Source organism: Acaryochloris sp. CCMEE 5410, assembly GCF_000238775.2.
In the GTDB taxonomy this organism is placed as follows: Bacteria; Cyanobacteriota; Cyanobacteriia; order Thermosynechococcales; family Thermosynechococcaceae; genus Acaryochloris.
This window is the reverse complement of sequence record NZ_AFEJ02000002.1, coordinates 1,715,295-1,740,040: the sequence shown is the minus strand read 5'-3', so window position 1 is coordinate 1,740,040 and position 24,746 is coordinate 1,715,295. Positions and strand designations below refer to the sequence as shown.

At 48.0% G+C, this 24,746-nt stretch carries 29 protein-coding genes; 16 read left to right on the top strand and 13 right to left on the bottom strand.

Annotation, left to right across the window (positions count from 1 at the left end; translation table 11 throughout):
• Positions 1 to 113: 113 nt before the first annotated feature.
• Both ON05_RS28860 and ON05_RS28855 read left to right on the top strand, forming a co-directional pair.
• On the top strand, positions 114 to 605 hold the full coding sequence (locus ON05_RS28860; protein ID WP_010472438.1) for a YajQ family cyclic di-GMP-binding protein: 492 nt from the start codon (positions 114 to 116) through the stop codon (positions 603 to 605).
• Positions 606 to 656: 51 nt separating this feature from the next.
• Positions 657 to 1,208, top strand: a complete 552-nt coding sequence (locus ON05_RS28855) for a DUF2854 domain-containing protein (RefSeq protein WP_010472437.1) — start codon at positions 657 to 659, stop codon at positions 1,206 to 1,208.
• Positions 1,209 to 1,420: 212 nt separating this feature from the next.
• On the opposite strand, the gene yidD is transcribed toward ON05_RS28855, so the two are convergent.
• The 4 genes from yidD to ON05_RS28835 all read right to left on the bottom strand — a co-directional run bounded on the left by yidD (position 1,421) and on the right by ON05_RS28835 (position 3,774).
• Positions 1,421 to 1,903: a membrane protein insertion efficiency factor YidD gene (gene yidD / locus ON05_RS28850; protein ID WP_010472436.1), complete on the bottom strand. Its 483-nt coding sequence runs from the start codon at positions 1,901 to 1,903 to the stop codon at positions 1,421 to 1,423.
• 105 nt (positions 1,904 to 2,008) lie between these two features.
• Positions 2,009 to 2,485, bottom strand: coding sequence for a hypothetical protein (locus ON05_RS28845; protein ID WP_236618927.1), 477 nt, complete (start codon positions 2,483 to 2,485; stop codon positions 2,009 to 2,011).
• Positions 2,486 to 2,594: 109 nt separating this feature from the next.
• Positions 2,595 to 3,647 carry an NAD(P)/FAD-dependent oxidoreductase gene (locus ON05_RS28840; RefSeq protein WP_010472433.1) on the bottom strand — a complete coding sequence of 351 codons (1,053 nt, stop codon included), beginning with the start codon at positions 3,645 to 3,647 and terminating at the stop codon, positions 2,595 to 2,597.
• Positions 3,631 to 3,774 (bottom strand): hypothetical protein, encoded by a 144-nt coding sequence (locus tag ON05_RS28835; protein ID WP_175307203.1) that lies wholly within the window; start codon positions 3,772 to 3,774, stop codon positions 3,631 to 3,633. Before ON05_RS28835 ends, ON05_RS28840 begins: the two co-directional genes overlap by 17 nt.
• Positions 3,775 to 3,953: 179 nt before the next feature.
• On the opposite strand from ON05_RS28835, the gene ON05_RS28830 reads away from it, so the two are divergent.
• Entirely contained in the window at positions 3,954 to 4,421 is a 468-nt protein-coding gene (locus ON05_RS28830) for a DUF3565 domain-containing protein (RefSeq protein ID WP_010472431.1), read from the top strand.
• 18 nt (positions 4,422 to 4,439) lie between these two features.
• Here the strand turns inward: ON05_RS28830 and ON05_RS28825 are convergent, their stop codons facing one another.
• Positions 4,440 to 5,105, bottom strand: a complete 666-nt coding sequence (locus ON05_RS28825) for an SDR family oxidoreductase (RefSeq protein WP_010472430.1) — start codon at positions 5,103 to 5,105, stop codon at positions 4,440 to 4,442.
• An 87-nt stretch (positions 5,106 to 5,192) separates the two neighbouring features.
• On the opposite strand from ON05_RS28825, the gene ON05_RS28820 reads away from it, so the two are divergent.
• From ON05_RS28820 to ON05_RS28805, 4 genes are all read left to right on the top strand, one after another.
• Positions 5,193 to 6,656, top strand: a complete 1,464-nt coding sequence (locus ON05_RS28820) for a serine/threonine-protein kinase (protein WP_010472428.1) — start codon at positions 5,193 to 5,195, stop codon at positions 6,654 to 6,656.
• Positions 6,657 to 6,777: 121 nt separating this feature from the next.
• On the top strand, positions 6,778 to 7,611 hold the full coding sequence (gene crtA / locus ON05_RS28815) for a cyanoexosortase A (protein WP_010472426.1): 834 nt from the start codon (positions 6,778 to 6,780) through the stop codon (positions 7,609 to 7,611).
• A gap of 45 nt (positions 7,612 to 7,656) precedes the next feature.
• On the top strand, positions 7,657 to 8,394 hold the full coding sequence (locus ON05_RS28810; RefSeq protein ID WP_010472424.1) for an HpsJ family protein: 738 nt from the start codon (positions 7,657 to 7,659) through the stop codon (positions 8,392 to 8,394).
• Positions 8,395 to 8,546: 152 nt separating this feature from the next.
• Complete coding sequence (locus ON05_RS28805) at positions 8,547 to 8,879, top strand: hypothetical protein (RefSeq protein ID WP_010472422.1); 333 nt, start codon at positions 8,547 to 8,549, stop codon at positions 8,877 to 8,879.
• A gap of 4 nt (positions 8,880 to 8,883) precedes the next feature.
• On the opposite strand, the gene ON05_RS28800 is transcribed toward ON05_RS28805, so the two are convergent.
• The 3 genes from ON05_RS28800 to ON05_RS28790 are packed head-to-tail and all read right to left on the bottom strand — an operon-like array spanning position 8,884 to position 11,326.
• Positions 8,884 to 9,819 (bottom strand): ABC transporter permease, encoded by a 936-nt coding sequence (locus tag ON05_RS28800; protein WP_010472420.1) that lies wholly within the window; start codon positions 9,817 to 9,819, stop codon positions 8,884 to 8,886.
• Complete coding sequence (gene ftsE / locus ON05_RS28795) at positions 9,819 to 10,583, bottom strand: cell division ATP-binding protein FtsE (protein ID WP_010472418.1); 765 nt, start codon at positions 10,581 to 10,583, stop codon at positions 9,819 to 9,821. The genes ON05_RS28800 and ftsE overlap by 1 nt, the downstream gene beginning before the upstream one ends.
• A 2-nt stretch (positions 10,584 to 10,585) precedes the next feature.
• Positions 10,586 to 11,326 carry a WecB/TagA/CpsF family glycosyltransferase gene (locus tag ON05_RS28790; protein ID WP_010472416.1) on the bottom strand — a complete coding sequence of 247 codons (741 nt, stop codon included), beginning with the start codon at positions 11,324 to 11,326 and terminating at the stop codon, positions 10,586 to 10,588.
• 366 nt (positions 11,327 to 11,692) lie between these two features.
• On the opposite strand from ON05_RS28790, the gene ON05_RS28785 reads away from it, so the two are divergent.
• From ON05_RS28785 to ON05_RS28775, 3 genes are all read left to right on the top strand, one after another.
• On the top strand, positions 11,693 to 12,454 hold the full coding sequence (locus ON05_RS28785; protein ID WP_010472413.1) for a YebC/PmpR family DNA-binding transcriptional regulator: 762 nt from the start codon (positions 11,693 to 11,695) through the stop codon (positions 12,452 to 12,454).
• Between the two features lie 205 nt (positions 12,455 to 12,659).
• Positions 12,660 to 12,926, top strand: a complete 267-nt coding sequence (locus ON05_RS28780) for a hypothetical protein (RefSeq protein ID WP_010472411.1) — start codon at positions 12,660 to 12,662, stop codon at positions 12,924 to 12,926.
• A gap of 53 nt (positions 12,927 to 12,979) precedes the next feature.
• Positions 12,980 to 13,636, top strand: a complete 657-nt coding sequence (locus ON05_RS28775) for a pentapeptide repeat-containing protein (RefSeq protein ID WP_010472409.1) — start codon at positions 12,980 to 12,982, stop codon at positions 13,634 to 13,636.
• Here the strand turns inward: ON05_RS28775 and ON05_RS28770 are convergent.
• On the bottom strand, positions 13,633 to 14,283 hold the full coding sequence (locus ON05_RS28770) for an ABC transporter permease (RefSeq protein WP_010472408.1): 651 nt from the start codon (positions 14,281 to 14,283) through the stop codon (positions 13,633 to 13,635). The genes ON05_RS28775 and ON05_RS28770 overlap by 4 nt on opposite strands.
• A gap of 176 nt (positions 14,284 to 14,459) precedes the next feature.
• Between ON05_RS28770 and ON05_RS28765 the strand changes: the two genes are divergently transcribed.
• The 3 genes from ON05_RS28765 (at position 14,460) to ON05_RS28755 (ending at position 18,938) form a co-directional block, all read left to right on the top strand.
• Positions 14,460 to 15,200: a precorrin-2 C(20)-methyltransferase gene (locus ON05_RS28765; RefSeq protein ID WP_175307202.1), complete on the top strand. Its 741-nt coding sequence runs from the start codon at positions 14,460 to 14,462 to the stop codon at positions 15,198 to 15,200.
• Between the two features lie 731 nt (positions 15,201 to 15,931).
• Positions 15,932 to 17,021, top strand: a protein-coding gene (locus tag ON05_RS28760; RefSeq protein WP_262561039.1) for an ISAs1 family transposase whose coding sequence is annotated in 2 segments (ribosomal slippage) — positions 15,932 to 16,471 and positions 16,473 to 17,021 — 1,089 coding nt in all. Because the reading frame shifts where the segments join, the coding sequence is not laid out codon by codon here.
• Positions 17,022 to 17,039: 18 nt separating this feature from the next.
• Positions 17,040 to 18,938 carry a sensor domain-containing diguanylate cyclase gene (locus ON05_RS28755; protein ID WP_262562458.1) on the top strand — a complete coding sequence of 633 codons (1,899 nt, stop codon included), beginning with the start codon at positions 17,040 to 17,042 and terminating at the stop codon, positions 18,936 to 18,938.
• 13 nt (positions 18,939 to 18,951) lie between these two features.
• On the opposite strand, the gene ON05_RS28750 is transcribed toward ON05_RS28755, so the two are convergent.
• Positions 18,952 to 19,536, bottom strand: coding sequence for a DUF1997 domain-containing protein (locus ON05_RS28750; protein WP_010468046.1), 585 nt, complete (start codon positions 19,534 to 19,536; stop codon positions 18,952 to 18,954).
• 121 nt (positions 19,537 to 19,657) lie between these two features.
• Here ON05_RS28750 and pheA point away from each other — a divergent pair, with 121 nt between their 5' ends.
• Together pheA and ON05_RS28740 are read left to right on the top strand one after the other, a co-directional pair.
• A complete protein-coding gene (gene pheA / locus ON05_RS28745; RefSeq protein ID WP_010468044.1) occupies positions 19,658 to 20,542 on the top strand; it encodes a prephenate dehydratase in 885 nt (294 codons plus the stop codon).
• Between the two features lie 158 nt (positions 20,543 to 20,700).
• Positions 20,701 to 21,969: an ATP-binding protein gene (locus ON05_RS28740; RefSeq protein ID WP_039778509.1), complete on the top strand. Its 1,269-nt coding sequence runs from the start codon at positions 20,701 to 20,703 to the stop codon at positions 21,967 to 21,969.
• Here ON05_RS28740 and ON05_RS28735 read toward each other — a convergent pair.
• A complete protein-coding gene (locus ON05_RS28735) occupies positions 21,943 to 22,863 on the bottom strand; it encodes an FHA domain-containing protein (RefSeq protein ID WP_010468040.1) in 921 nt (306 codons plus the stop codon). The two genes, ON05_RS28740 and ON05_RS28735, sit on opposite strands and share 27 nt — an antisense overlap.
• A 390-nt stretch (positions 22,864 to 23,253) precedes the next feature.
• On the opposite strand from ON05_RS28735, the gene ON05_RS28730 reads away from it, so the two are divergent.
• Positions 23,254 to 23,745, top strand: coding sequence for a hypothetical protein (locus ON05_RS28730; protein ID WP_010468038.1), 492 nt, complete (start codon positions 23,254 to 23,256; stop codon positions 23,743 to 23,745).
• 30 nt (positions 23,746 to 23,775) lie between these two features.
• Here ON05_RS28730 and ON05_RS28725 read toward each other — a convergent pair whose 3' ends face one another.
• Complete coding sequence (locus tag ON05_RS28725; protein ID WP_029314926.1) at positions 23,776 to 24,630, bottom strand: neutral zinc metallopeptidase; 855 nt, start codon at positions 24,628 to 24,630, stop codon at positions 23,776 to 23,778.
• Complete coding sequence (locus tag ON05_RS28720) at positions 24,602 to 24,745, bottom strand: hypothetical protein (RefSeq protein ID WP_175307169.1); 144 nt, start codon at positions 24,743 to 24,745, stop codon at positions 24,602 to 24,604. Before ON05_RS28720 ends, ON05_RS28725 begins: the two co-directional genes overlap by 29 nt.
• Position 24,746 lies beyond the last annotated feature (1 nt).

The following is a 24,746-nucleotide window of genomic DNA, read 5'->3' as shown; positions in this document are numbered from 1 at the left end:
ATGACTTCGACTGACCCCTGAGTCAGGACGTTATTCGGGAGAGTAGCGGAAAGAGCGGTCTTCGGGCCTCAATTAAGACTTAAGTAAGACTTTCCAAATCTGTTGAGAAAATTATGGCTTCAACTTGTTCTTTTGATATTGTTAGTGATTTTGAATGGCAGGAATTGGTCAATGCGATTGATCAAGCCAATCGAGAGATTAAGGCTCGCTACGATCTAAAAGATACTAAAACAGAGATCAAGCTAGATCCAACGGAAATCACCATCAGTACGGATAGCGAATTTACCTTGGATGCGGTACATAACGTACTGCAAACCAAGGCAGTTAAACGCAAGCTCTCCTTGAAAATTTTTGATTACGGCACCATCGAATCGGCTAGTGGTAATCGGGTCCGACAGGCCATTAAGCTGCAAAAGGGCATTGACACCGAATTGGCGAAAAAGATTTCTAAGCTGATCCGCACAGACTATAAAAAAGTTCAAGCCAGTATCCAAGGAGAGGTCGTCCGAGTCTCCTCCAAATCCAAGGATGACCTACAGCAAGTCATGCAAGATCTGAAGCAAGAAGATTGGCCCGTTGCCCTGCAGTTTACAAATTACCGTTAATCTTAAGAGTGGGCGATTCTACTTTTTTCTTGACCCGATTATGGAGGTATTATGCTGCGCCGGACTTCAGTCGCAACCATTGGCTTAATTATTGGAACCATTCTCTCAGTCGTAGGGATGGCTGGGTACATCAATAACGAAACCACTTTGAATGTGATTACATTCTTTGTGGGGGTACCTGTGTTAGTGGGCGCTTTGGCCTTAAAAGCGGCTGAACTCGAACCTGTTTACCTGAAAGAAGAGCCCTCTGATGAAATGTTGGCTTTGCGAGATGCTCAAGCCACACCCACATTAAAGCAAGTGGTTCAGGATGTGACCCGCTATCGCTATGGACAAACGGTACATTTGGATATTGCTCTAGATCGATTAGGGCTTAAACCTAGTTTTGTCGACGAATGTCCTGTCTTGGTGGGTATCCGTGAAGCGAATACCGAGGGTGCCTACACTTTGGTTTTAGAATTTGAATCTCCCTACGTCCCGTTTGAAAACTGGAAGAAGAAAGAAGACCGATTTGCCAGCTTCTTTGGTCCTGGAATTGATGCGTTAGTCGAAGAGCCAAGTAAAGATCGTGTGGATATTTCATTGATTGTTAAGGCGGCGTAAGCCCTTCCCTTCACAGGGAGAGTGACAACACCTCTCCATTGGCTACAACGGTAACTCATTGATCAAAAGAAACCAGTCTATTCCAGATTAATCAGACTGCAAATTAATCAGGCTAACGAGATGGAGATTGCATCGTTGCAATCTCCATCGATGCTTTTGGGGGCAGGGTTCCTGCTCCGCATGATTGTGGGCAAAAGGCATTTTGGATGCCCTTAACCACAATCACATCCACCACAATCCCCACAGCCGTCTAAACCGCCCAATACATCACAATCTAGATCGCAGAATTCAAATACGTCGCAAATATCTAGGGGAATGCAAGCACTATCACACCATCCGGCACTACAATCTCCACAGGACTCTTGCTGCTTTCGACGTTTCTTTGAATTAGGCGAACTTGCGTTTAAAATGCGACTTGCTCCTTTGCAGGCTCGTAACCGCTGTTGAAAGCGAGGCATCGCCCCCGCTAAATCATCATCATGGACAGCGCGTCGAAAGTATTCTGAGCAAGATAAGCCTCCATAGAAGCGCCTGTGGGCACAGGAAAATCCTTTGTAGGGAGATAGATAGCGCTGGTAGTCACGGACACCCATCAACACGAACCATCGCAATAACTGACTGAGGTGAAGGCGTTCTGCCATCTGGGCGACTGGAACAATCACAGCAGCAGAACGGGAGATAAATCCTCTATTCACAAGTCAAATGCCTTCAGAAACGAATATATGGATTATGGTGCCCACTAGAAATCAATATCTAGGATTGTGTCCAATGGTAGGGATAAGTCTTGGCTGACAGCCATATTAGTGACAGCGCAGATCTAATAGGTTGGTTGAATAGGGCGTTAGATAGTCAGAAATCAGCCAGTACACAATATAAATATGGTGATGATGGGATGTCGGCTGGTTGATGGGCCATTGAGCCAGATTATTTAATCCATAGGGCACTCTGTCGCTGAACTTGCCATTTACTGCGAACTCGACATGAAACCCACCCTGCGAAAACTTCTCAGCCATAACATCCGCGGAATAGAAATTTTGAATGGGTACGGGGCTGCCTGAATATTCTCTGAGTTGACCGACAAAATAGAAACAATTATCACCATTGCCAGGCGGGCGCCTAACCTCTCCAAAGGCATCAATTTTTGAGGTGCCTTTAGGATGTAAGAGCCCCTGAAAAGAAGTTTCATACTTATGGAGAATTTTATTGTTCTCAAGGGTGTGAGACGTTACAACCCATACCCACAAGAGCATCGGTCCACCGATGACTAAGAACGGCATCACCAAGATCGATCTTGAGATCCACAGTAATAGCCTCTCTTTGTTTATTTGCACCATCTAGGTCTCGACATTTGAAGATCAGGCTTTGCCAGCTTGAATGATTCCTAGTCTACAGTGATGCCGATTGCAAGGTGGGCGCGGAAGAGAGAACGGATAGGATGGGGGCGTAAAAACCTTGCAAATGAATCAGGTCATGATAAAAATTGGTGCGTAACCATGCACAATAGCGACGAGCTGGCGATGGTTGCAGTTGTTCCCCTTGAACACTTTGCACAATAAGATGGGCTGCCATCATACCGGAAGTCATTGCTTTAAGAACGCCATGGGAAGACGCTGGGTCTAAGACAGCAGCGGCATCCCCCACCAAAAAGTAACCGGGACCTGCAGCGGGATTGACCAGTCGCCAGGTAACGTCCACAGCCCGCGCCTTACCTTCTGGACAGAGATTCGCTAAATCTTTGGGCTGCCAATGGGCATCGGGTTGACGATCAAAGGACAAGCGCGTCCATTGATAGCGTTGGTGTTCCACCTTGGCAATCCAGGTCCATCCCTCTGCATCAGAGATGATTAAAGGGGCTTGGTCCCGTTCCGGACATTCTCCGGTCACATAGCCGTAATAGGCTCTGAGGGGAGGAGAATAAGGTGTGGTTTTAAGCCCCAGTTTTCGCGCCAACCATTGACAACTGCCAGCAGCATCCACCACAAAGGTGGCGTCTATGGGACCTAAGGTGGTATTGAGCCCTTGCACCTGTCCCTGGTTAACTAGTGGTTCTAAGGCTCGACAGGGTTGAAGAACCTGGACCCCCAGGGTTTGGGCCTGTTCTAGTAGTAGGGAATCAAACTGCGATCGCACCGCCTGAAACCCCAACCACGGTCCCTGCTCATCTTCACCAAAGGCTTGAAATTCTCGCTCCCCTTGCCACTCTACATAATGGCCTGGATGACGCAAAAAGCCTGCATTAAGCACCTGTTCCGCTACCCCCAACCTTTTGAGTAGCGGTTCAATACCTGGATGTAAGGTTTCGCCTGGATGGGAACGGGGAAACTCGGCTTGTTCTAGGAGAGTCACCTTAAGACCGTTTTGGGCGCAGTGAATGGCTGTTGCCGTGCCGCCCGGTCCTCCGCCGACGATCACGACATCGGCTTTAGTCAGTGATGACACGTAGCCAGTCCTCCAGATTGTGGTTGACCCGTACATAGGGTAAGGTCCCTACCCATAGGACAATGTGATGGCTGCTGGCCGAGTTTTGACCATCACATTGTCGTTTAACGTCCTCAATGGGCGCCATTGCCGAACTTCCCCGCATAAAAAATTGCACTTCTTTTTAGACTTATCAGCCCAAATCGTGTTTTTTACGCGGCTCAGATCTTGGAGAACTTTGCCTGGTGAGGCTTCTCTAGGATGAGACTCGTAAAACTTTAAATTGGCCTACAGTTTGATAGTGGTCTAGAACCGAGGGAAGAGCAGTTGCTGCGGACAATCGTAGGCTTTCATCAAGATCAGGACTCCCATTGGGTGGCAGACCTAGACTGTGGCCATGCCCAACATACCCGTCATGATCCACCGTTTTTCCCCCGTCCTTGGGTGATGACGGCTGCTGGTCGGGAATCCCGGATAGGGACTGAATTGGGTTGTGGATGGTGCGATCGCAAAACAATACCTGATGGATATGCTCCCTACAAACGCACCCCCGTCTTTAATGCTGAAACGATTCCTGCAGGATTACGCCAGCACCATGGAACCAAAAAAGGGGTGTGGGGCCTCATCCACGTTGTGGAAGGGACATTGATCTATCGCATTCACCACCCGTTTTATAGTGAAGAAATTTTAGATTCTCAGATGTCTGGTATCGTTCTGCCCGAAGTTCAACATGATGTTCAACCTAGGGAAGATGTAGCGTTTTATGTTGAATTTTGGCGGCGAGCACAAGGGTAACACCTGCTGTTCAAACTTCTACCAAGGCAATACTTCTCCATTGGCATGCCAGAATGATCCCGTATTCTCCAGGGTTAACTGATCGATGCGTTCCAATAATCCATTGACAGACTGCTCCGGGGTAATTCCTTGGGGATTAAAACGGGTCATTCGGGTCTGAACTAAGCCAGGATGCAGAATCCCTACAGCTATCCCCTTCGGCTTGAGATCATGAGATAAAGATTTCCCCGCCATGCAAAGAGCGACTTTAGACATGCGATAGCCATAGGAGCTACCAGAGGTATTGTCACCAATCGAGCCCATCCGGCTTGTCATCAGAATCACCTTGGAGCCTGATGGAAGATTGGGCAAGAGAGCATGGGTCAGACGTAAGGGGCCAATGGCATTCACTTCGTATTGGCGGCGAATACTCCCAATATCCAAGGCTTCTAAGGTAACTCGATCAATAATCCCCGCATTATTGATTAATCCATCCAAGGTTTGTCCGACTAAACGTTGCCTGAGATCGGTTACAGCGGTGTCTGAGGTGATATCCACTTGAGTTTCAACCTGAATGCTAAGAGCTTGTAACTCAGGTGATGAGGAGCGGCAGGCTGCAATGACCGTGTCACCCCGTTGCTGAAGCTGTCGGCAATACTCTAAGCCAATACCGCGATTAGCACCGGTCACTAAATAAGTCGCCATAGGATAATTCTGTATACCCCTATCAAGTTACATAAATTACAAGATCTTGGAACCAGTAGGCTGTTTGGTCGAGCCATCATCATTAAGATGGGAGATGTTGATTCAGATCCAGTCCCTCCACCCATTATGCTAACGGTCGGGCAAGTCATCCAGGAACGCTATCAACTGCAGCAGCAGTTGAGGGCACAACCGACCCGACAGACATGGTTAGCGATGGATCATCAGCCCACCTCCCAACCCAAGCCAGTCATTATCAAGTTTTTGGCCTTTGGGCGAGGAATGGCATGGGATGAGATGAAACTCTTTGAACGGGAAGTTCAGGTTCTCCAGCAGCTGAATCATCCTCAAATCCCTCGGTATCTCGATTCCTTTCATATCCAGGCTCCCGAACCTTGGCTGGGGCTGATTGAAGAATATATTCCAGGCAATAACTTACAAACGTTGATTGCCCAGGGACAACGGTTTTCGGAGTCAGAGATTTATGACGTCGCCGCTCAAATTTTAGAGATTCTTATCTACCTGCATGAGCAGAATCCCCCCATCCTCCACCGAGATATCAAGCCCAGTAATTTAATCCTGACCCCTAGCCAAACAATTGTTTTGGTGGATTTTGGAAGCGTTCAAAATCGATTACCCCAGGCCGATGGCTCCTTTACGGTGGTGGGCACTTATGGCTATACCCCCATAGAGCAGTTTGGTGGCCAAGCTGTCCCTGCTTCAGATTTGTATAGCTTAGGAGCAACCTTATTACACCTGCTGACAGGGCTAGCTCCAGCTCAACTCACCCAGACAGATATGCGGTTACCATTTGGTGATGGTCAAGGGCTGGCCTATGTTCTACAAACAGCAAGGGACGGTCATCGCATTACCCTTACAAACCACCTCACGTCATGGCTAGAGAAAATGACAGCTCCTGCCCTAGCCGATCGATTTAAGTCTGCAAGAACAGCATTATCGGCCTTAACCTCTCTGGGTGCTAGTAGAGTAGTCCCGGTAACAGATGAAGGCTCTGTCCATCGGCTCCAAATTGATCCTAATCCTGAGCATTTACAAGCACAGATTCACCCCATTTGGTCCGCGCCCTTACCCAGATTGAAGGATCTGGCCGGGATGACATTGCTGACGCTTTTGGGGCCATTAGCTGTCATTCTTCTGGCCTTGTTGCCTATTGGCTTGACCTATACGCGCCAAGCCCTTGCCTCCGGAGATGTAGGTGGCATTAGTATTGGTGTGCTATTGCTTTGTTTAGGCAGTATCCCTTGGCTCACCGGGTTCAATTGGCTGAAGCAGAACTTGACGAGCACTGTCATCGAGAGTGTGGACCACCAGCTAATTATCAAATATCAGCTATCGGGCTTGACCTATTGGCAACAGTCCCAACCCCACAGAGACATTACTGATATCTATGCAGTGCCTCTGACGCAGGAAGAAGAAACAGTTATGGTTAATTTTAAAAGCCGATCAGCGTTAGCCCTGGCCCATAGCTTGAACAACCAAGACAGCCAACGACTCACCCAAACACTGCGGCAGTGGATTGCTCCCTATGGATAACAGCCTCCAAGCTGCATGCCAAGGTTTGGAGGAGTCGTCTTCTTCTCACAGTTGCTAATCTAGAGAATATTCTTTAGCTGCTGGTGAAAGAGAGTGATATCAGTCCATGTCGATTAGGGGTATGTCCATCTATACAGGCCATCAGATCAAAATCCCGGTTATGGCTCTGTTAGGGGTCACAGGCTGTTTTCTAGCACTGTATTTTACCGCTAATCTAAGAGCGGATAAGGTGGCCCACTTAGCCATGAGCTTGGTATTTTTATTTGCGGCCTTGTCCAGCCTCTGGGATCGGCGATTGCAGCTGCAACTGGGCAGCAACATCCTGTCCCTTGGGTTTGGCATTTGCATGGTGGGGGGAATCCTGTTCCAAAGCTTACGGTCGCCGACTGGTTGGTACCTGGCATTCGCCCCGTTTATCGCGGCTATTGGTGTTATGCTGCTGGCCTCAGGTTGGCAAACTTTGGGGCAATATCAAATCGAATTGCTCACCCTCTTTTGCCTCGGTCTGCCGAAACTGCTGTTAAAGTTTATTCCCGATATTTCTCCCTTCACGGCTCAATTTTCGACTTATTTACTGTGGTATTCAGGTTTTTCGGTTCAACTCACCAATGATTTAATTCAGTTGCCAGATGGAGCGGTGAAGGTGGTTCCCGCTTGCTCGGGCTTGAACTTAATGACCTATATGTTTGCCATTACAATGATCTTTTTGCTGATGTTTCCGCTCCCCACTTCTGCAAAGATTGTGGCTCCCGTAGTGGCCGTTACTCTAGGTTTCATGATTAATGGCATCCGTGTGGCGTTATTAGCCCTCCTCTCGACCCAAAACGACCCCGCTTTGTTTGACTATTGGCATAGTAATGATGGCGCCTTGGTCTTTGTGGTGGTGACAGTTTTACTCTTTGGCCTGTTTTGTGGGTGGATTGTTCATCAAGCTCAGGAAGATAATCCTGAATAAGTGCTTTAAAGGCGTAAGATTGGGCGGAAGCAGATCACAATCTCCATGACTCAACCTAAACTGGATCGCCTCTGGCGGGCCTATGCCACTCAATCTCGTTCCATCACGATGATTCGTTGGCTAGGGTACGGCCTACTTCTATTAGCCCTACTGGATTTGGGGGCAATTCTGATTCCGATTGACTTGATGAATCCTGTTTGGGAATTTCGTAGTATCGGGTCCATCGTTGAACGGATTCCAGTGCCGCTTATTGGCTTTGTCATGGTGTTTTGGGGGGAGCAGGAGTATCGTCGTCCCGCTGAGAAACTGATTCTCAAGGTCCTAACCTGGCTTACCCTCGCTCTAACCCTCGTGTTAGTAGCCATGATTCCCTTATGTTTTGTGAATTCTATGCGGATACACAATCTAAAAGTGGAAGAAATTAATACCTTTAAAGTGCAACGTTTGGCCTTGGTTCAGCAGTTAGAGACAAAGCTCGATCAGACTAATTCTGTGGACGAATTCCAGCGCCTGCTTAGTCGGGCTCTCACGAATCGTTCCTCGATCACAGTAGATACTAATCAGACCCTACCGGATATCAAGGCTCAAATTCCCAGCTTACTATCCCCTGCCCGGTCTGCGATTGAGAAACAAACAAAAGATGCTCTAGAGCAAGCTCGCAATGAGCAACCTGGATTATTGAAACGAACGATAAAATGGTCCCTAGGAGCTTTAATTGGTGCTGTTGTGGGCCTCCGCATTTGGCAAAGTACTCGGTGGGCCCGCAAAAAGTCCTATTTGTAAGGCAAGCTACAATACTGGATAGTTCAGTTAGGAAATTTAGATTATTCTCCTCTTTTTACTGAACGAATAGACTATTATCCCTATTCGGAGTCATATATTGGTATATATGTGTAGAATGCCTATAGTTTCTCTCGCTTTCATTCACTGACGCCATGCCATCTGTTGATAATTGTGATGATCCTTGGCAAACACCTGCCGCTGAAGTGGATGTTGAGGTTTTAGAAACCTCTCAACGATTAGTGGAAAAGTCTGACGCTCAATGGCCCAAGCCTGAAGCTGCTCCCCCTAATCCAGAGTTAGAGCTGGCTCAGCAAAAAATTACTGAATTAGAACTACAACAGAAGAGAATTTTTCAGCGCAATGTCAGTTTGACGGCTGAAATAGCCCAGTTACGGGCAGCAAACCAGCGTTTAATCCAGGAGCTTGCCCAGCGCCCACAGCCTGCCAAAAAGCAGGGCTGGTGGCAGAGGCTATTTGGGGGATAAGCCGCTACTTGCTGGCAAATCGGCGAACCGCAAATAAACTTCCGATAATCCCGACAACACTGCCAAACCCTAACAGAATTAGAGGCAACACGACGACTTGCCACGGACTTAGCTGTAACCCTTCTCCCAAGGTTTGTAAAAAAATAGGTTGCTGTGCAAAGGCGGTGCGCATCAGCTGTCGTATGACCACCAGAAATAGCCAGGCAATGACAGCTCCCACTAACCCAAAGGTGATCCCTTGCAAGACAAAAGGGAAATAGATCCAGCTTGTAGTTGCCCCGACCAATTTCATGACTTCAATTTCTTGATTGCGAGCCACGACAATCAGTCGAATCGTGGTAGTGATGACTGCAATCGCTGTCAACGTCAGCAATGCCACGACTCCCAAACTGATCTGACTAAATCCTCGATTCAGCTGGGTGAGATTCTTCAGGGCTTCATCCAAATATTGAACCGTTTCTACCCCGCGTAAACGCGCAATCTTTTTCGCCAGATTTGGGACCGCTATTGCAGATTTGGCCTGTACTTTTAGGGCATCGACCAAGGGATTTTCCCCTAATCCTTCCGTGGCCCCAGCAATATCCGTGGTGCCTAGATCCGCTAGCAATTCTTTCCAAGCCTGATCTTTAGGAATTACTTCAATTCTGGAGACATCGGGAAATTGAGCAATGGAAGATTTGAGTTGGGTGCCAGTGGCCTCTGGCTTTAGATAAACTGCCACCTCAAATCGAGATCCTAAATTATTGAGTAATCCACTCACCTGCCAGGAGGTTTGCAAGCTGATACCGAGGAGGAAGAGCAAGACGGTCACGGTACTGATTGCAGCCCAATTCATCCAGCCGCCTCGCTTGAGACCTCGCCCCGTTTCTTGTAACAAATAGGTGAGTTTTGTTGCTACCACCTTGAGTTGTTCAGGAACTTGGAACGGATGAGAACGCATTAGATTACCTGTTCTGCGGGTACCACCTGTAAACGCCCCTGATCGAGCTGAGCAACGGGCGCTTTCACTGTTTGTATCAGTCCCATATCATGGGTTGTTACGACCACTGTAATGCCAAGGCTATTCAGTTTCTTGAGAATTCCCAAGACTTGTAAGGCATTGTCTTGATCCAAATTCCCAGTGGGCTCATCAGCCAATAGCAATTTAGGGGAGCCGACAATTGCCCGGGCAATACTGGCCCGCTGCTGTTCTCCCCCAGAGAGTTGACTGGGAAAGCAATCTGCCCGTTGTTGCAGGCCGACCAATTTAAGGGTGGGATATAGACGTCGGTCGATTTCTGTTTTGGGAACCCCTTGGGATCGCAACACAAATGCCACATTTTCAGCCACGGTCCAGCGGGGAATCAGCTTGTAGTCTTGAAACACCACCCCGAGTTTCCGGCGTAGATGGGACAGGCGATTGCCCTTCAGCAATCCTACATTTGTGCCGACCACCCTAACTTCGCCTCGATCAGCTTGTTCAGCCCCATAAATTAGCTTCATAAGGGTGGTCTTACCTGCGCCAGAGGCCCCCGTTACAAATAGGAAGTCACCCTGCTTTAGGGTTAAATTAATATCCAATAAGCTAAACCGCGTTTGAGGATATACCTTGCAAACGCTTTTTAACTGCACGGTGTAATGGGCATGAGCCGGAGTGTCCACTTGGGCTTTCAATCGCTTAAAAGTCGAAGACATGGTAGGGGTGGAAAAGGTCGCTTGGGTCATTGCTATTTACTCAGGGTGTCCAATAAAGAGCACCAGGCAAACTGTGGTAACGCCAGCATACGCCGCCAACGCCAAGGTTCCTGGTATAGGCGATAGACCCATTCCAGATTGTTGTCACAGAGCCATTTCGGTGCGCGGGTTTTCGTTTCTGCCCAGATGTCAAAGCTGCCGCCGACGCCCACCCAAATGGCATGGGGGCAGAGATGGCGGTGCTTTGCTATCCAGAATTCTTGTCTGGGAACCCCCAGACCCACAAAAATCACTTGAGGTTGCAGCTGTTTTAGGGTCTGGCAAAAATCATCCATTTCTTCGTCAGAGATAAAACCATGCTGTGTTCCTACGATATTGATCGTAGGTTGTTGCTGCTGCCATTTTTGAGCTGCCTGTTCCGTGACACCCGGGGCACCACCATAGAAGAAAAAGGACCAAGGTTCTTGTGCAGAGGCTTGTAAAAGGGCCTCAGCCATTTCAATCCCTGGACAACGATCAATCTTCCGACCCCGCAGGCGAAAATGCATAACGACACCAGCCCCGTCTGGAATCACAAGACCTGCCTCTTGAATGATCTGAGCTAACTCAGGATTTTCCCGGGCCTGCATGGTCATTTCGGCATTGAGTGTGACGACATGAAGTCCTGCGTTCTGAGCAATTCGAGCTGCCAACCATTGGGTATAGTCTGGCAGAATATCGACTGCTAATCCCAATATGGGTAAAGATTTGGGTTGCTCAGAAGCTAGCTGCATGGGTATCAGTTATCGTCCCTAGTGGTGTGGCCATGGGTGATGACTAAATCTTGGGGTGGAACCAGCGATGGCAGTAACAAACCTCTTTCCTGTTAAAGAAAAGAGGGAACTGTATTTGTAGGTTACCCATTGGATTTACTCATCCTGCCATTATCCCTTAACCTCGACGACTGGTGACGTCATCCAACTGACATCCCGTTCATAAGGTTCGCTCAATGCATCGGGGAGGTTGTCTCTTTGCTCCTATGCAGTTATCTGTTCTAAAAGGAATAAATATGCAGGTTTGACACCTCCTATTCAGGGGTCTGGGCAGTGCCATAATGAAAACCGTGACCGCTTCTATAGGATTAAGTGTTTGGGCTACGCATGGCAGGACATAGTAAATGGGCCAATATTAAACGGCAAAAAGCAAGGGTAGATGCAAAGAAAGGGAAGGTATTTGCTCGCCTCTCCAGGGCCATTATTGTGGCAGCCCGCCATGGTTCGGCTGACCCTAACGGTAATTTTCAATTGCGCTCTGCAATCGATAAAGCGAAAGCCGCTGGTATTCCCAACGAAAATATTGACCGGGCTATTGCGAAAGGCTCAGGGCAGCTGGATGCGGAAGGCGATCAGTGGGAGGAAATCCGCTATGAAGGATATGGTATTGGCGGCGTCGCCCTTTTAATTGAGGCCATGACCGATAATCGTAATCGGACCGCAGCTGATCTGCGGGCGGCATTCAATAAGTATGGCGGTAATTTAGGTGAAACGGGATGCGTGGGCTGGATGTTTCATCAGCAAGGTATTATTTCCATTCTTGGGCCGGTTAATGAAGATCAACTCCTGGAATCTCTAGTCGAAACAGGAGCGGACTCTTATGAGTTTGTGGAAGAAAATGATCAAGCCATTGCTGAGGTGAGCACGGATGTGACTGTATTAGAAACGGTGACAGAAGCCCTCAAAGCTCAAGACTTCCAGGTTTTGGATGCTGAAATACGCTGGATCGGGGAGACGTCTGTTGCGATCGCAGATCCCGATCAAGCCAAATCGCTGATTCGCCTAATGGATGCCCTAGAAGATCTAGACGATGTGCAATCCGTCACGGCCAATGTTGAATTTATGGATAACGCCTTAGCCAGCCTGTAAAGCTGAAAATTCTAGGTCGTTCGTAAGGAGTCAGACAACATTCCTGCTGTTAGGAACCAACAGAAATCGATTCTCATGATCTTTTGATCGGGGAAAAGGGGCATTTTAGGTTTAGGAATATCGATCTTTCTCTTTCCCAAAAGAGAGAAATTGTTTAGGCCGTAAACTCATTTATTGACGTCGATTCACTGCAAATAGTACCTTTATGCTGTCCTATGATCCGTTAACTAAGCGCTTGGGAAGTTATCTCATTGACGCTGGACTACTCTCTGAATCTCAAGTCGATGTAGCCTTGAATGATCAAGAGGCGACGGGGATGCGTTTTGGTGATATCCTCGTTGAGCGTGGGTGGATTAAGCGCCAAACCATTGAGTACTTAACGCGCAAAATTATCCGGATGGAGCGCGAAATAGGCGAACCTTTGAAGTCTGGCCTGATTGAAACCAGTTATTCCCGGAAAAAAAAGCGTTAACTTACCTACGTCCGGCATTAATTTTGCCCTCCTCACTGAGAACGTCCTAGCTCATGGCTAATGCAGAACATCTCGACTTGATCAAGCAAGGCATTGAAGTGTGGAACAATTGGCGAGGACAAAATCTTTTGGTCCGCCCTGATTTGGAGGGGGCGAACTTAAGTGGATGTATCCTCGAAGCAGCCAATCTGGGACAGGCCAACTTGACCTATGCCAATCTGGAAGGGGCCGATCTCAGACAAGCCAACTTGCAGCGAGCCAGCTTACAAGGGGCTAACTTGCGAATGGCCGATCTGATTCATGCCAACCTTGAGTCGGCTAATCTGGAATGCGCCAATTTGGAAGGGGCTGATTTGTATAAAACAAACCTGTCTCAATCTAAATGCCATAAAGCCAATTTATCCAAAGCCATCATCCGGCGAGCGAGCCTAGTCGGTGCCAATCTGAAAGCGACAGAGAACTCACTCACTGACTATTTTCAAGCCAATATGATGCGGGTGAATTTTTATATGGCCAACGCCAACCAGGCCAATTTAGAAGGGGCCAATCTGATTGAAGCGAATTTAGGCTTGGCCAATTTTCTGGAAGCCAATCTGCGTAAAGCGAATCTGTGCCGTGCCAATTTATATCGTGCTAACTTGTGTCGTGCGAATCCCTATGAAGCTTTGCTGAAGGGGACGACCATGCCCGATGGCACCATTCATGACTAAGCGTGCACCCGCAAGAATTGCTGCAAACGATTTAACAACCCTTCCGCCAAAATAGCCAATCCGGCAACGGGGATAGCCCCCACCAGCAAAATCGCCGGTTCATTGAGGGCAAACCCGAGGGTGATAAACGATCCTAATCCGCCAGCACCGATAAAAGCGGCTAAAGTTGCACTGGCAATAACTTCTAGGGTGGCTGTTTTTATGCCTGAAAGAATGACGGGTAAGGCGAGAGGTAAATCGACTTGGGAAAAAAGTTGCCACCGGGTCATGCCCATCGCTAAACCCACCTCTCGAACCGAAGCTGGAACAGTTCTAAAGCCCACTTCCGTCGCTAATAAAATCGGAGGAATAGCTAATAGACAGAGAGCAAAAGCCGCAGCTTGAAAGGTGAGACCCAAGATAGGAATAAGCAAAAATAGGATGGCCAGACTTGGAATAACTCGCAGTCCATTAAATATACTCAGCAGCACAAGCGGCAGCGTGGTTGAGTGTTGTCTAGACCAACAGACACATTGCCATCCCCCATATCCGCCAATCAGGAGGGCGAAACCTAAGGGCACACTCACCAACAGCAGATGTTGTTGGATCGCCTCCATCACTTGCTCTTGGTGCGAGGCTGCATAACGAGAGGCATCAATGAGAACCATAGCCAGTTCGACCTAACGTTTTCTTGAATATATTCCCTGCAGATGGGCCGATCACCCCAGTTTTCTTCCAGACTAGACTGTATTGGGAACAAACCGCCGATAAGATACCCTATAAACTCAAGCTTTGGTGACGATTCCCCATCACTTGGCTATCACTATTGGGAGACAACATTATTTTGGCAATATCCCCTCAGATTGGTACGTTATATGGGATTGGTGTAGGTCCTGGAGACTCAGACTTAATCAGTGTTAAAGGCCTCAATCGTCTACAAAATTGTCCAATTGTTGCCTATCCTGCCGGTCTTCAGGGTAAGCCTGGAATTGCCGAACAAATTATTTCCCCTTGGCTGTCTTCACAATATCGCTTACCCCTAATCTTTCCTTATGTTCAGGAGCCTGAACAACTGAACGAAGCCTGGCAGCGAGCGGCAAAAATTGTTTGGAAGTTTCTTGGTAAAGGGCAAGATATTGCCTTTGCCTGTGAAGGCGATATTGGCATGTACAGTACCTTCAACTATCTCGCTGATACCCTGATCAACCTCCATCCCCAAGCACTTATCCAACGGATTCCGGGGATAAGCTCACCGATGGCGGCAGCGGCAGCCTTGAATTTGCCCCTGACCTACCAGCGCGATCGATTAGCCATTTTACCGACGCTCCAAAGACTAGAAAGTTTAACAGAAGCACTAACCTGGGCTGATGTCGTGGTCTTGCTCAAAGTGAGCAGTGTTTATCCACAGGTTTGGCAAGTTTTAAAACAGCACGATCTCTTACAGTCGAGTTCTATCGTCATCCGAGCCAGTACGGCTGAGCAAGAAGTCTATCATAATCTTGAGCCATACCCAGACTTAGAATTGCCCTATTTTTCACTCTTGATCATTACCCAGCCTGGCGGTTCGAAATCCACCTTGGGCTGATGTTCAGGTCATCTTTATTCCTATCAGAAACCTCATCCAAGAAATTCTATTTTGCTTTAATTGGGGCATCTATTATGCTTCTGGAAAGGGATGATTTCTGTTGTATCTTCTAAGCCCTCGAAATTTAATTGATTGCCATGAAGAGAGGCTTGATCGATTCCCCAGCTTAGTTCTGCTAGATGTATGACGAATAAAGACTGGTATTAGACCTCTTGCATAATTCAACTAACGATATGGTAGAGGACTTAAAATTCGAGTCAGATCGCGACATTTTTTGCGTAAGTAGCACATCATGAAACGAATATTGCAAGAGGTCTATTGCAGGTATTCGTCAGAGTGAAAACTATAGAGCTTTCTAGTTTTGTTTTAGTTATCGCTTTTTAAAGTTCAGATCACTACTTTTTTAGACAAAGTCAGGTTCCCAGATCGCTCTTTTGGGGATGAATCGCCAAAGGAAATGACCGCATTCTCTTGTTAAGCCTGGTACTCCATTGGGCATGCTAGAGCTATTCGTATTTGCATTCTTAAACATACTAATTATTGGCTTTTTTCTGAAAAATATCGATTCGATTCAAATTAAGCACTCTCTCATCTGCATTGTTCCTGGGTGGGTGGCCTTGTGTCCTTACCTGACAGTCTGCTGGTCTTGCGCATAGGTTTGGTATCAGGGTTGTTTTACGTTCCTCCTAGAAAAAATAGGATGGTTCTACTGACCAACAGTAGAGAGACCGATGAGCCATCTAATCGATACTTTGAAGCAAGTCCCGGATTTCCGCAGTGCCCATGGCCGTATTCATCCGTTATGGCTGCTGTTGCTATTGATGGTGATGGGCATGCTTGCTGGATATCAAGGGTACCGTCCGTTAGAAACCTTTGTGAGCGATTATCGCCAGCCTTTAAGTGAGCTATTGGGGCTTGAGAGCCTCGAAGTTCCGTCTCACTGTACCTTTCGTCGAGTGATGAAGGGTCTTGACTTCCAAGCGTTGAGCCACCAATTTGAAGCATGGATGCTCTCGAAAGCCCAGACTCACTCTCCCGATAATTATGCAGCCTCCATTGATGGCAAACGGATTCGTCAGGGGCTGACAGATGCCAAGGGGAAGCAGCGTTTTGTAGGGTTGGTGAGTTTATTTGCGGTGGAAGCAGGCATCACCCTCAAGCTCGAAGCCCTCACTCAGGAGGATAATAGCGAAATCAAAGTCGTCCAGGCTTTGTTGGAAACCCTTCAACTCGATGGCTTGCTGATTACCATGGATGCCTTACACGCCCAAAAAAACACTTGAGAAGATTGTGGCCTCGGGTAACGACTATCTTGTGGCGGTCAAATCCAATCAGGGAAGACTTTACGACCACCTCCAGACTTACTTTGAGTGTCTTAAACCCATGGCTGAGCACATCCACTCCGCCCAAAGTAGAGGACGAGATGAACATCGGTGTATACAGGTTTATGAGCCTGTCGGCATAGCCTTACAGGAATGGGAGGCAATTCGCTCTGTGCTTTGTGTCCAACGATGGGGCACTCGCAAAGGAAAGGAGTATCACAATACGGCCTATTACATCAGTTCAGCTGCCACCTCACCCCAGCATTGGCAATCTCTGGTCCGAGAACATTGGGGCATTGAAAATCGGTTGCATTGGCCGAAGGATGTTGTTTTTGGCGAAGATGATTATCGACTCGAAGATGAACAAGCACTGCTCAATTGGTCAGTGCTTAGAACTATTGGGATTAATATCCTGCGGCTAAACGACTATCAATCCCTCAAAACCGCGATGACTAAGCTGGCTAATCGGGTCGATATTATTTTTTCGCTGCTAACTTAAAACAGCCCTGGGTTTGGTATGAAGGCTATTTCTACACATTCATCTCAGCAACTCGCGGTTCACCGTTGTTCCAAAAACACACCGCAATTTTTGATACAAGCTAGTCAACCTAAGGCCACGCCCATACCTGGTAGATTTGCAGAACTGTTGGCTCCATTAACCCAACAAACCTTTCGCCAAGTGGTTCAGCAAGTCCAACAGGAGCTCAGTATTGTCCATCAAACCCTATGCATGTTGGAGGATCAGGGGTTCCAGGGCGTTTTGAATGACTTACTCCATTCCATGGCCCTCAAAATAGGTGAACTGCTCGATGCAGATCGGACCACTATTTTTATGTTTGATGCGGAGCAGCAAGAGCTATGGTCTATGGTCCAAGAAGAGAGTGGGTCGAACTCCATTGAAATTCGTATTCCTGCTGACCGGGGGATTGCGGGGCATGTGGCAACTCACCAAGAGACCCTTAATATTCCCTATGACTTCTACGATGATCCCCGCTCCGAAGAAGCCAAAAAGCAAGATCAGCGCACAGGGTACCGAACCTATACCCTATTGGCAATCCCGGTTTTAGATCAACAGGGACAGCTACTGGCCGTTGTCCAAATGTTGAACAAAATCCGTCCAGGTGTACATCCCACCCTTCCCATCCAGGATCGTATTCATCACCAGGGATTTGGGGCAGCTGATGAGAAAATTTTTGCAGAATTTGTAGAAGTGATCGGCCTTTTACTAGAGAGTTCTAAAGCATTTTATGCCGCAGCCCAAAAACAGCGAGCTGCCAATGCATTGATGGCGTCTACTCAAGTCCTAGGCCAAAGCGGCTTATCTCTACAGGAGACTCTTCTTCACATCATGGCGGAAGCCAAACAGTTAATGCAGGCTGAGCACTCCATTTTGTGGCTCGTGGATCAAGATCATCATCGGCTGTGGACCTATGCTGATATTCCCCATCAACAAATTCCTCTAGGGACAGGGCTTCTGGGCAAATTGGTGGAGACTCAGCAACCTCTGAATTATGCGTTTAATCATCCGCCCTTATCCACTCATCAATTTGGGTGTAATATCCCCCTCTATAGCGTGCTGTGTATGCCTGTCTTAAATGCCCATGGTAAACTGATCGCCATTGCACAATTGGCGAACAAATATCGTCCTAGTATTGCTAACGCGGAGCCTAGACGAGGAGAAGTGCCGGAGCGGTATCGGATAAATTTCAGTAAGACAGATGAGACCTTCTTGATGGCCTTTAATACCCAAGCCGGCAGTATTTTAGACCGTGCCATCATTAATGCCGATTTAGAAGACAAAGTCCGAGAGCGGACCCAGGCCCTACATGATCGTAATTTACAGCTACAACAAGAAATTGAAGAGCGCCATCGTGCAGAAGCCAAACTGAAACAGCTGAATCAGCAATTACAACAGCTCAGCCGCATTGATGGACTGACGTCGATCCATAATCGCCGTAGTTTTGATGAATGCTTAGACAAGGAATGGAGGCGACTGCGGCGAGAACAACAGCCCTTGTCCATTATTTTGTGTGACGTAGACCATTTCAAACAATATAACGATACCTATGGGCATCAGGCGGGAGATACCTGTTTGCAGGAAGTTGCCTTAGCCATTGATAAAAGCGTTAAACGCCCTGCGGATATGGTAGCCCGCTATGGCGGGGAAGAGTTTGTAGTGTTGCTTCCCAATACGCCCCTTCCTGGTGCCACCCACATTGCTGAGATGATACGCACGGCGATTGAAGCCCTCAGGATTCCCCATAAGACCTCATCTGCTAGCGAGCGAGTTACCCTGAGTTTAGGGGTAGCAGCTGTTATCCCCAATACTCAACAGTCCTACACAGAATTATTGGAAGCGGCGGATGCTGCCCTTTATCGGGCTAAACAACAAGGTCGCAATCGGGTTATTTCGTGACTATTTGGGGATTTTAGTAGCTCGAAGGATTGGCCGATAAACTATGAACAGAATCCGTCGCAGACGGCTGAGAGGTGCCTGCCCACCTCAAGTAATCCTCAACTAGCTGATGCCCAAGCCGCTGTTTAAAGGTTAAAAAGATGCCTTGCAGAATCCGCTGACCGGCTGCTTCCAAAATGGGCTGGGGCGTCATCCAGAAAATGGGGGGGAGTTCAACGCTCACGCTGACATCTCCCTGACCCATCAGCTGGGTTGGACCATCGGTCGCTAGGGGATAGAGCCTACCGTTCAAAGTGAGATCAAAACGGTTATTGATATATTCAATGCCGCGAATTTCACAGCCCACAGACTGTAGATGTACAGTGCCGTTGGGTTCTGCCCAGACTTTCAGGTCGACGACAGGCTGAAAACTCATGGCCAGAAATTCTCGGGGGCGCATGGTGAGGCGAAAACAGTCATCAGCAAGACGCTCAACTCGACTGCGATCCGTGAGGGCATAGACCAAGCGACGGGGCTGCCGTAAGTAGTGCTGGATGGGCACCGATGCCTCTGGGACAGTGATTAAAACGGAATGGGAGGCTGCAAAGTTAAGTTGCATAAACGAGAACGTTACGGGACTGTTAAGGTAATTTTACATTTCTTTGGCTGATTCGTGGGTAGATTCCTCAGATGAACTTTCACAAACCCAGATAAACTGTCTGTAATGATCAGGGATGTTTATGTCGCTTTCCATTGCCCACCTGGGGCCTGCAGGAACCTATGCAGAACAAGCTGCGATCGCATATGCGGATTGGTACGCTAATCTCACCCAACAGCCAACCCCTATCCTCTGTCCCTGTCCCAGTATTGCCCAGGCGCTCCAATCGACTGCTGCTGGCGATACTAAACTCTCTGTTTCCCCAGTCGAGAACTCCATTGAAGGCAGTGTCTCCGTTACCTTAGATACGGTCTGGCAGCTAGAAATGCTGCAGATTCGTCAAGCGTTAGTGTTATCCATTGAGCATGTCTTGATTGCCAAAGCGCAAAAATTGCAGTCGATTCAAGCGGTCTATTCTCACCCGCAAGCCCTTGGACAATGCCAGACCTGGCTGAAAACTAACTTGCCCCAAGCGACCTTGGTGCCTGCCAGCTCTACGACGGAGGCCCTTAATTATGTGGATGAGGACGGCTCAATTGCGGCGATCTCGTCAGAACGAGCGGCTCAGCTGTACCAACTGCCGGTGATTCAGCGGTCCATCCAAGATCATCCCGATAACTGCACCCGATTTTGGATTGTGAGTCAAAAAGACACGCCTTATCCCGTTACGGCTCCAGAGGGTAGCCCGGTGTATACGTCTTTAGCGTTTAGCTTGCCAGCAAATGTTCCCGGCGCGTTGTTGCAGCCCCTAAAGATTTTCAATGACCGACATATTAATCTCAGTCGGATTGAGTCTCGTCCCAGCAAACGCTCCTTAGGGGAATATGTCTTTTTTGTGGATGCAGAGGCGGACATACATACTAGCTTTTTTCAGTCTGCTTTAGATGAGTTAACCTCTCATACTGAAGTGCTGAAGGTATTTGGCAGTTATCCCCTGGTGCAAGTAGTGGGAACCGCTGGGCCATAGCCAATGCCAGCTAACAGAAGATATCAGCAACCAGCCAGTGATTGGTGTGTTGGTCACGAATTCGCACACCAGTTGTGAAATAAACTGAAGCAGTACTCTTTCCGGGGCATATTTTGGGATCTGATCGGCCAAATACTTCCTCTGAACCTTCATGGGCGATGCTTGAGCAGCAGGTATCATCCTTGTTACTCTATTCCTCCGTTTGGGAAGATGAAGTAGGGCAAGCATTTTTATCCGTTCTAAATGTCCTGCAGCAGCCTGAGCCGGATTTATCTCAGGTACTTTGGGCCTACGGACAGTTATTTAAGGCCTTATCCACGACGCAACACAGCTGGCCGGATTACTTATTAAAACGAATGTCGGACTCGGACAACCCCTTCACCTTGCAAGTTCAGCATTACCCCCTAGAGCAACTCCCTGCTGAACTTCTAGAGGCCGTCCGGTACGATTTGGGGGTTCTACAGCACCTGTGGCAGTGGAACCCAGAAGACCTTACCCAAGCCATTGGTCACTTGGGGGGACCTGCCTTGCCACCGTTACCCAGCACTACTCAAGCAGATACTGCTCAGACCGTGTCATTTTTACAAGAGTACGATCATTGGGCTGAGGCCTTGCCTGCGTTAGCGGAGTATCATTGCCAAGTCGGCTGTGGACGGATGGCTCAATATCGGGCCTTTAGTTGGCATGAAGGTCAACTCCAAGGCTATTCCTATCCCGATGAGATTGCGATGGATGCGCTAGTGGGATATGAAGATCAGCGAGATCAACTTCTGAAAAATACCGAAGCACTGCTGCGTGGTTATCCTGCCCTGAATATCTTGCTCTATGGCAGTCGAGGTGCTGGTAAATCGGCCATGGTTAAGGCCCTATTACCGCTCTACGGCAATCGGGGCTTGCGTTTAATTGAAGTTCGTAAATCTGCCCTGATTGAACTACCCCAGATCTTGGCCCAGCTTCAGAACTGCCCGCAAAAGTTCATTATTTTTGTGGATGACCTCTCGTTTGAGGAAGACGAAGAGAGTTATAAAGCCTTAAAAGTGGTTCTAGAAGGTAACGTGGCTGCTAGACCCGACAATGTGATTGTCTATGCCACGTCCAACCGTCGGCATTTGATTCGGGAGTTCTTTGATGATCGTCCGCGCCCACAGGACAGCGATGAAATCCATTCCTGGGATACGGTTCAAGAAAAATTATCCCTCAGCGATCGCTTTGGTCTTACCCTCACTTTCGTCCCTGCTAATCAAGAGACCTATCTCAAAATGGTGTTCCATCTAGCAGACCAAGCAAAATTAGCCCTCAGCGCAGAAGATCTCAAATTTCGGGCGTTGCAATGGGCAACCCGTCATAATGGCCGATCTGGCCGCACGGCGCGTCAATTTATTGACTTTCTACAAGCTGAATTAGCCCTTGCGGCTGACCTGAGTTAGGTCTCCGTTTTGGTCAGCTGTCGCAGGAGAGGGTTGCGAGGGGGCAACGGGTTTAGGGGGTGGCTGCAGGGTTGCTACTTCGCCCAGTAGTTTTTCAAAGGACTTTAAAACTGTGAATAACGTGTCTTGACGGAGGGTACCGCCCAGGATGTTCATGACTCCGTTGGCCTGCACTACAATTCCGGCGATATTATCGATCAACTTGGGTTCTCGGAAGGCGGGGAACCAGTTTAAACAGCCTGCCTGTGCTGCCTTTTGCCGTTCTGACATCAAGATTTGGCGTTCCTGGCTGTTATTCACAATGATCTTGAGTTGCGGGAAGGTTTGAGCGCACCAGGCACAGACCTCATAGGTTTGATCGCCGAGAATTTGAGTATCAAGGACGAGTAATTGCGGGAGGGAACCGGAGGCTACACGTCGCGGCAAGTAGGCTTTGAGATCAATATCAGCCGATTCCCAATAGCTATCTATGGTTTGAGAATGCAACACCGTTTGCCAGATTTTTCCTTGGAGTGCATCCGCCTGTAGAAGCAAGACCTGGGCTTTATCCGGTGTACCATTGCCCGTTGTCCGATGGGTGGGAATGTCTTGGAAAATCAGGTATGTATCCCCAATTTTGATGCGATCGCCATTCTGTAGCAGAACGGGGTATTTGATCGAACGACCGCGCAGTTTAGAGCCGTTGCGGCTATTGAGATCGACATAGCAGTAGTGATGATCTTGCAACCGCACTAATTTGGCATGTTGCCGAGAGGCACAGCGATCGCCGAGTTGAATCGGATTACTGGGATGGCGTCCCACCGTCCACTCCAAACCGGATTGAAATTCAAAGGGTTCGCAGTTGCTCCCCATCTGAATCAATAATTGAGGTATCTCGAAGGAGGTGGCAATCACACTACATCCAATCCTAAGTCTGAGTAAACACTGTACTTAGTATGGGCAAGTCAAGCCTTTGACTGAACGTCTAGCCATAAAATTCTTGTGGAACGGCAAACTTCTGCTATTCGGTTCATGACAGTTGACTCAACACGCCCGAAAGAAACCTCCACATGTAGACATGCGCTTCATCCAGGAGGATATTGAATGATTATGCATAATTTTCAATGAAGCAATGCTATTGATGCAATTTCTAAATTGTGTAATTAGCTACTTTCTGATATCCAAAAAAACGTAAATATATGTAAATATAGCGAATTGGTTTTTCCCGAACAGGAAGAATCAATTTTTTCGCATTAATTTTTCTTTTTCTAATCGCATTCTGTATTGAAGCAATATTTTAAATCTATGTTTGAACTCATCTCCTATGAGAGATTTCGTGATACACCTAAGGTTCGTTTTTTTGATGTCACTATCCCTAAGTCCAATGCCCGGGATTTGGTTTATCACGAGGGTCCAGCGATTAGCCCTCACAACACTGCCGATGATTTTTGGCAGTTTTACTTGCACCCTAATCAGGAAGATAATTTACTAGCTTTATCCGGTGGTCGCACCTTCTATCTTGTCAATTTTCAATGGGAAAAGTCATTTCATATTGTCAGACTAGAAGCAGGTAAGGAAATATTACGGATTCCACCGGGAACGTTTCATCGTTCCATTTCCGATGCTGACGGTTCAGTTGTACTGAATCAAGCTGTTCGAGCTGCTGAAACAACGATTCAGAAAGAATTCCGAGTGTACAACAGTAAAGAAATCCCTAAACTTTATGAAGTGACCTCTAGCAAAGCTTCCCCGCCTAAAGTGCATAATTTAACGCCTCGGTGGGGACACGCGGCTTAGACCTCAGATAAGGTGTCCATCCATTTTTCTTTAAAGATTGCGTGCAGCGAAGGTGTCACAATCTTTGAGACTTCCTGTTTGCAAACCCACCTTGAACCATTTCACACGTTGGACAGAACTGCCATGGGTAAAAGACTCAGGGGTGACACGGCCGCCTGCTTGCTGCTGTAAGCGATCATCGCCAATACTGCTGGCTGCATTTAAGGCTTCCTCCACGTCGCCCTGCTCCAAAATTTGACGGGTTCGATTGGCATGGTGAGCCCAAATCCCTGCAAAACAGTCTGCTTGGAGTTCTTGTCGCACGGAAAGCTGATTACCTTCTACTTTGCTGACCCGGCTTCTTAACTCATGGACCTTACGAGAAATGCCTAGTAGGGTTTGGACATGGTGCCCCACCTCGTGGGCGATCACATAGGCTTGGGCAAAATCACCAGGAGCCTGATGCCGTTCTTTGAGGTCGTTATAGAAGCTCAGATCAATATACACTTTCTGATCTGCAGGGCAGTAGAACGGCCCCACCGCCGCTCTCCCTAAGCCGCATGCAGACGACGTTTGACCTGAGAACAACACTAGTTTGGGTTTTCGGTAAGTTTGCCCACCTTGGCGAAATAAGGTCTCCCAAGTGTCTTCCGTATCAGCAAGTACGACAGAGACAAAGTCGGCTAGCTCATTTTCAGCCGCAGGCCGATTTCCCGGTGCTGAGGAGGTTGGCTGATTCTCAAACTGATTTGCTTGGTCCAAAATTAAGCTCGAGTCTACCCCAAAAAAGGCCGCAACCAGGGCGATCACCAAGACGCCTAACCCGCCTCCTGCCACTGTCGGCATTGAAGAACCACCCCGCCGATCCTCGACATTGCTACTTCTTCGGCCCATTTTCCAGCGCATGACAAATTTCCTCCGGATTTAAATGTCGCTCCTTGCGTGCAATAATCCTAGGTAATTTTTTGCCAAAAACTAAATTAATTAAGCCAAATTTCCATTCATGGGGATCAATCCCCATG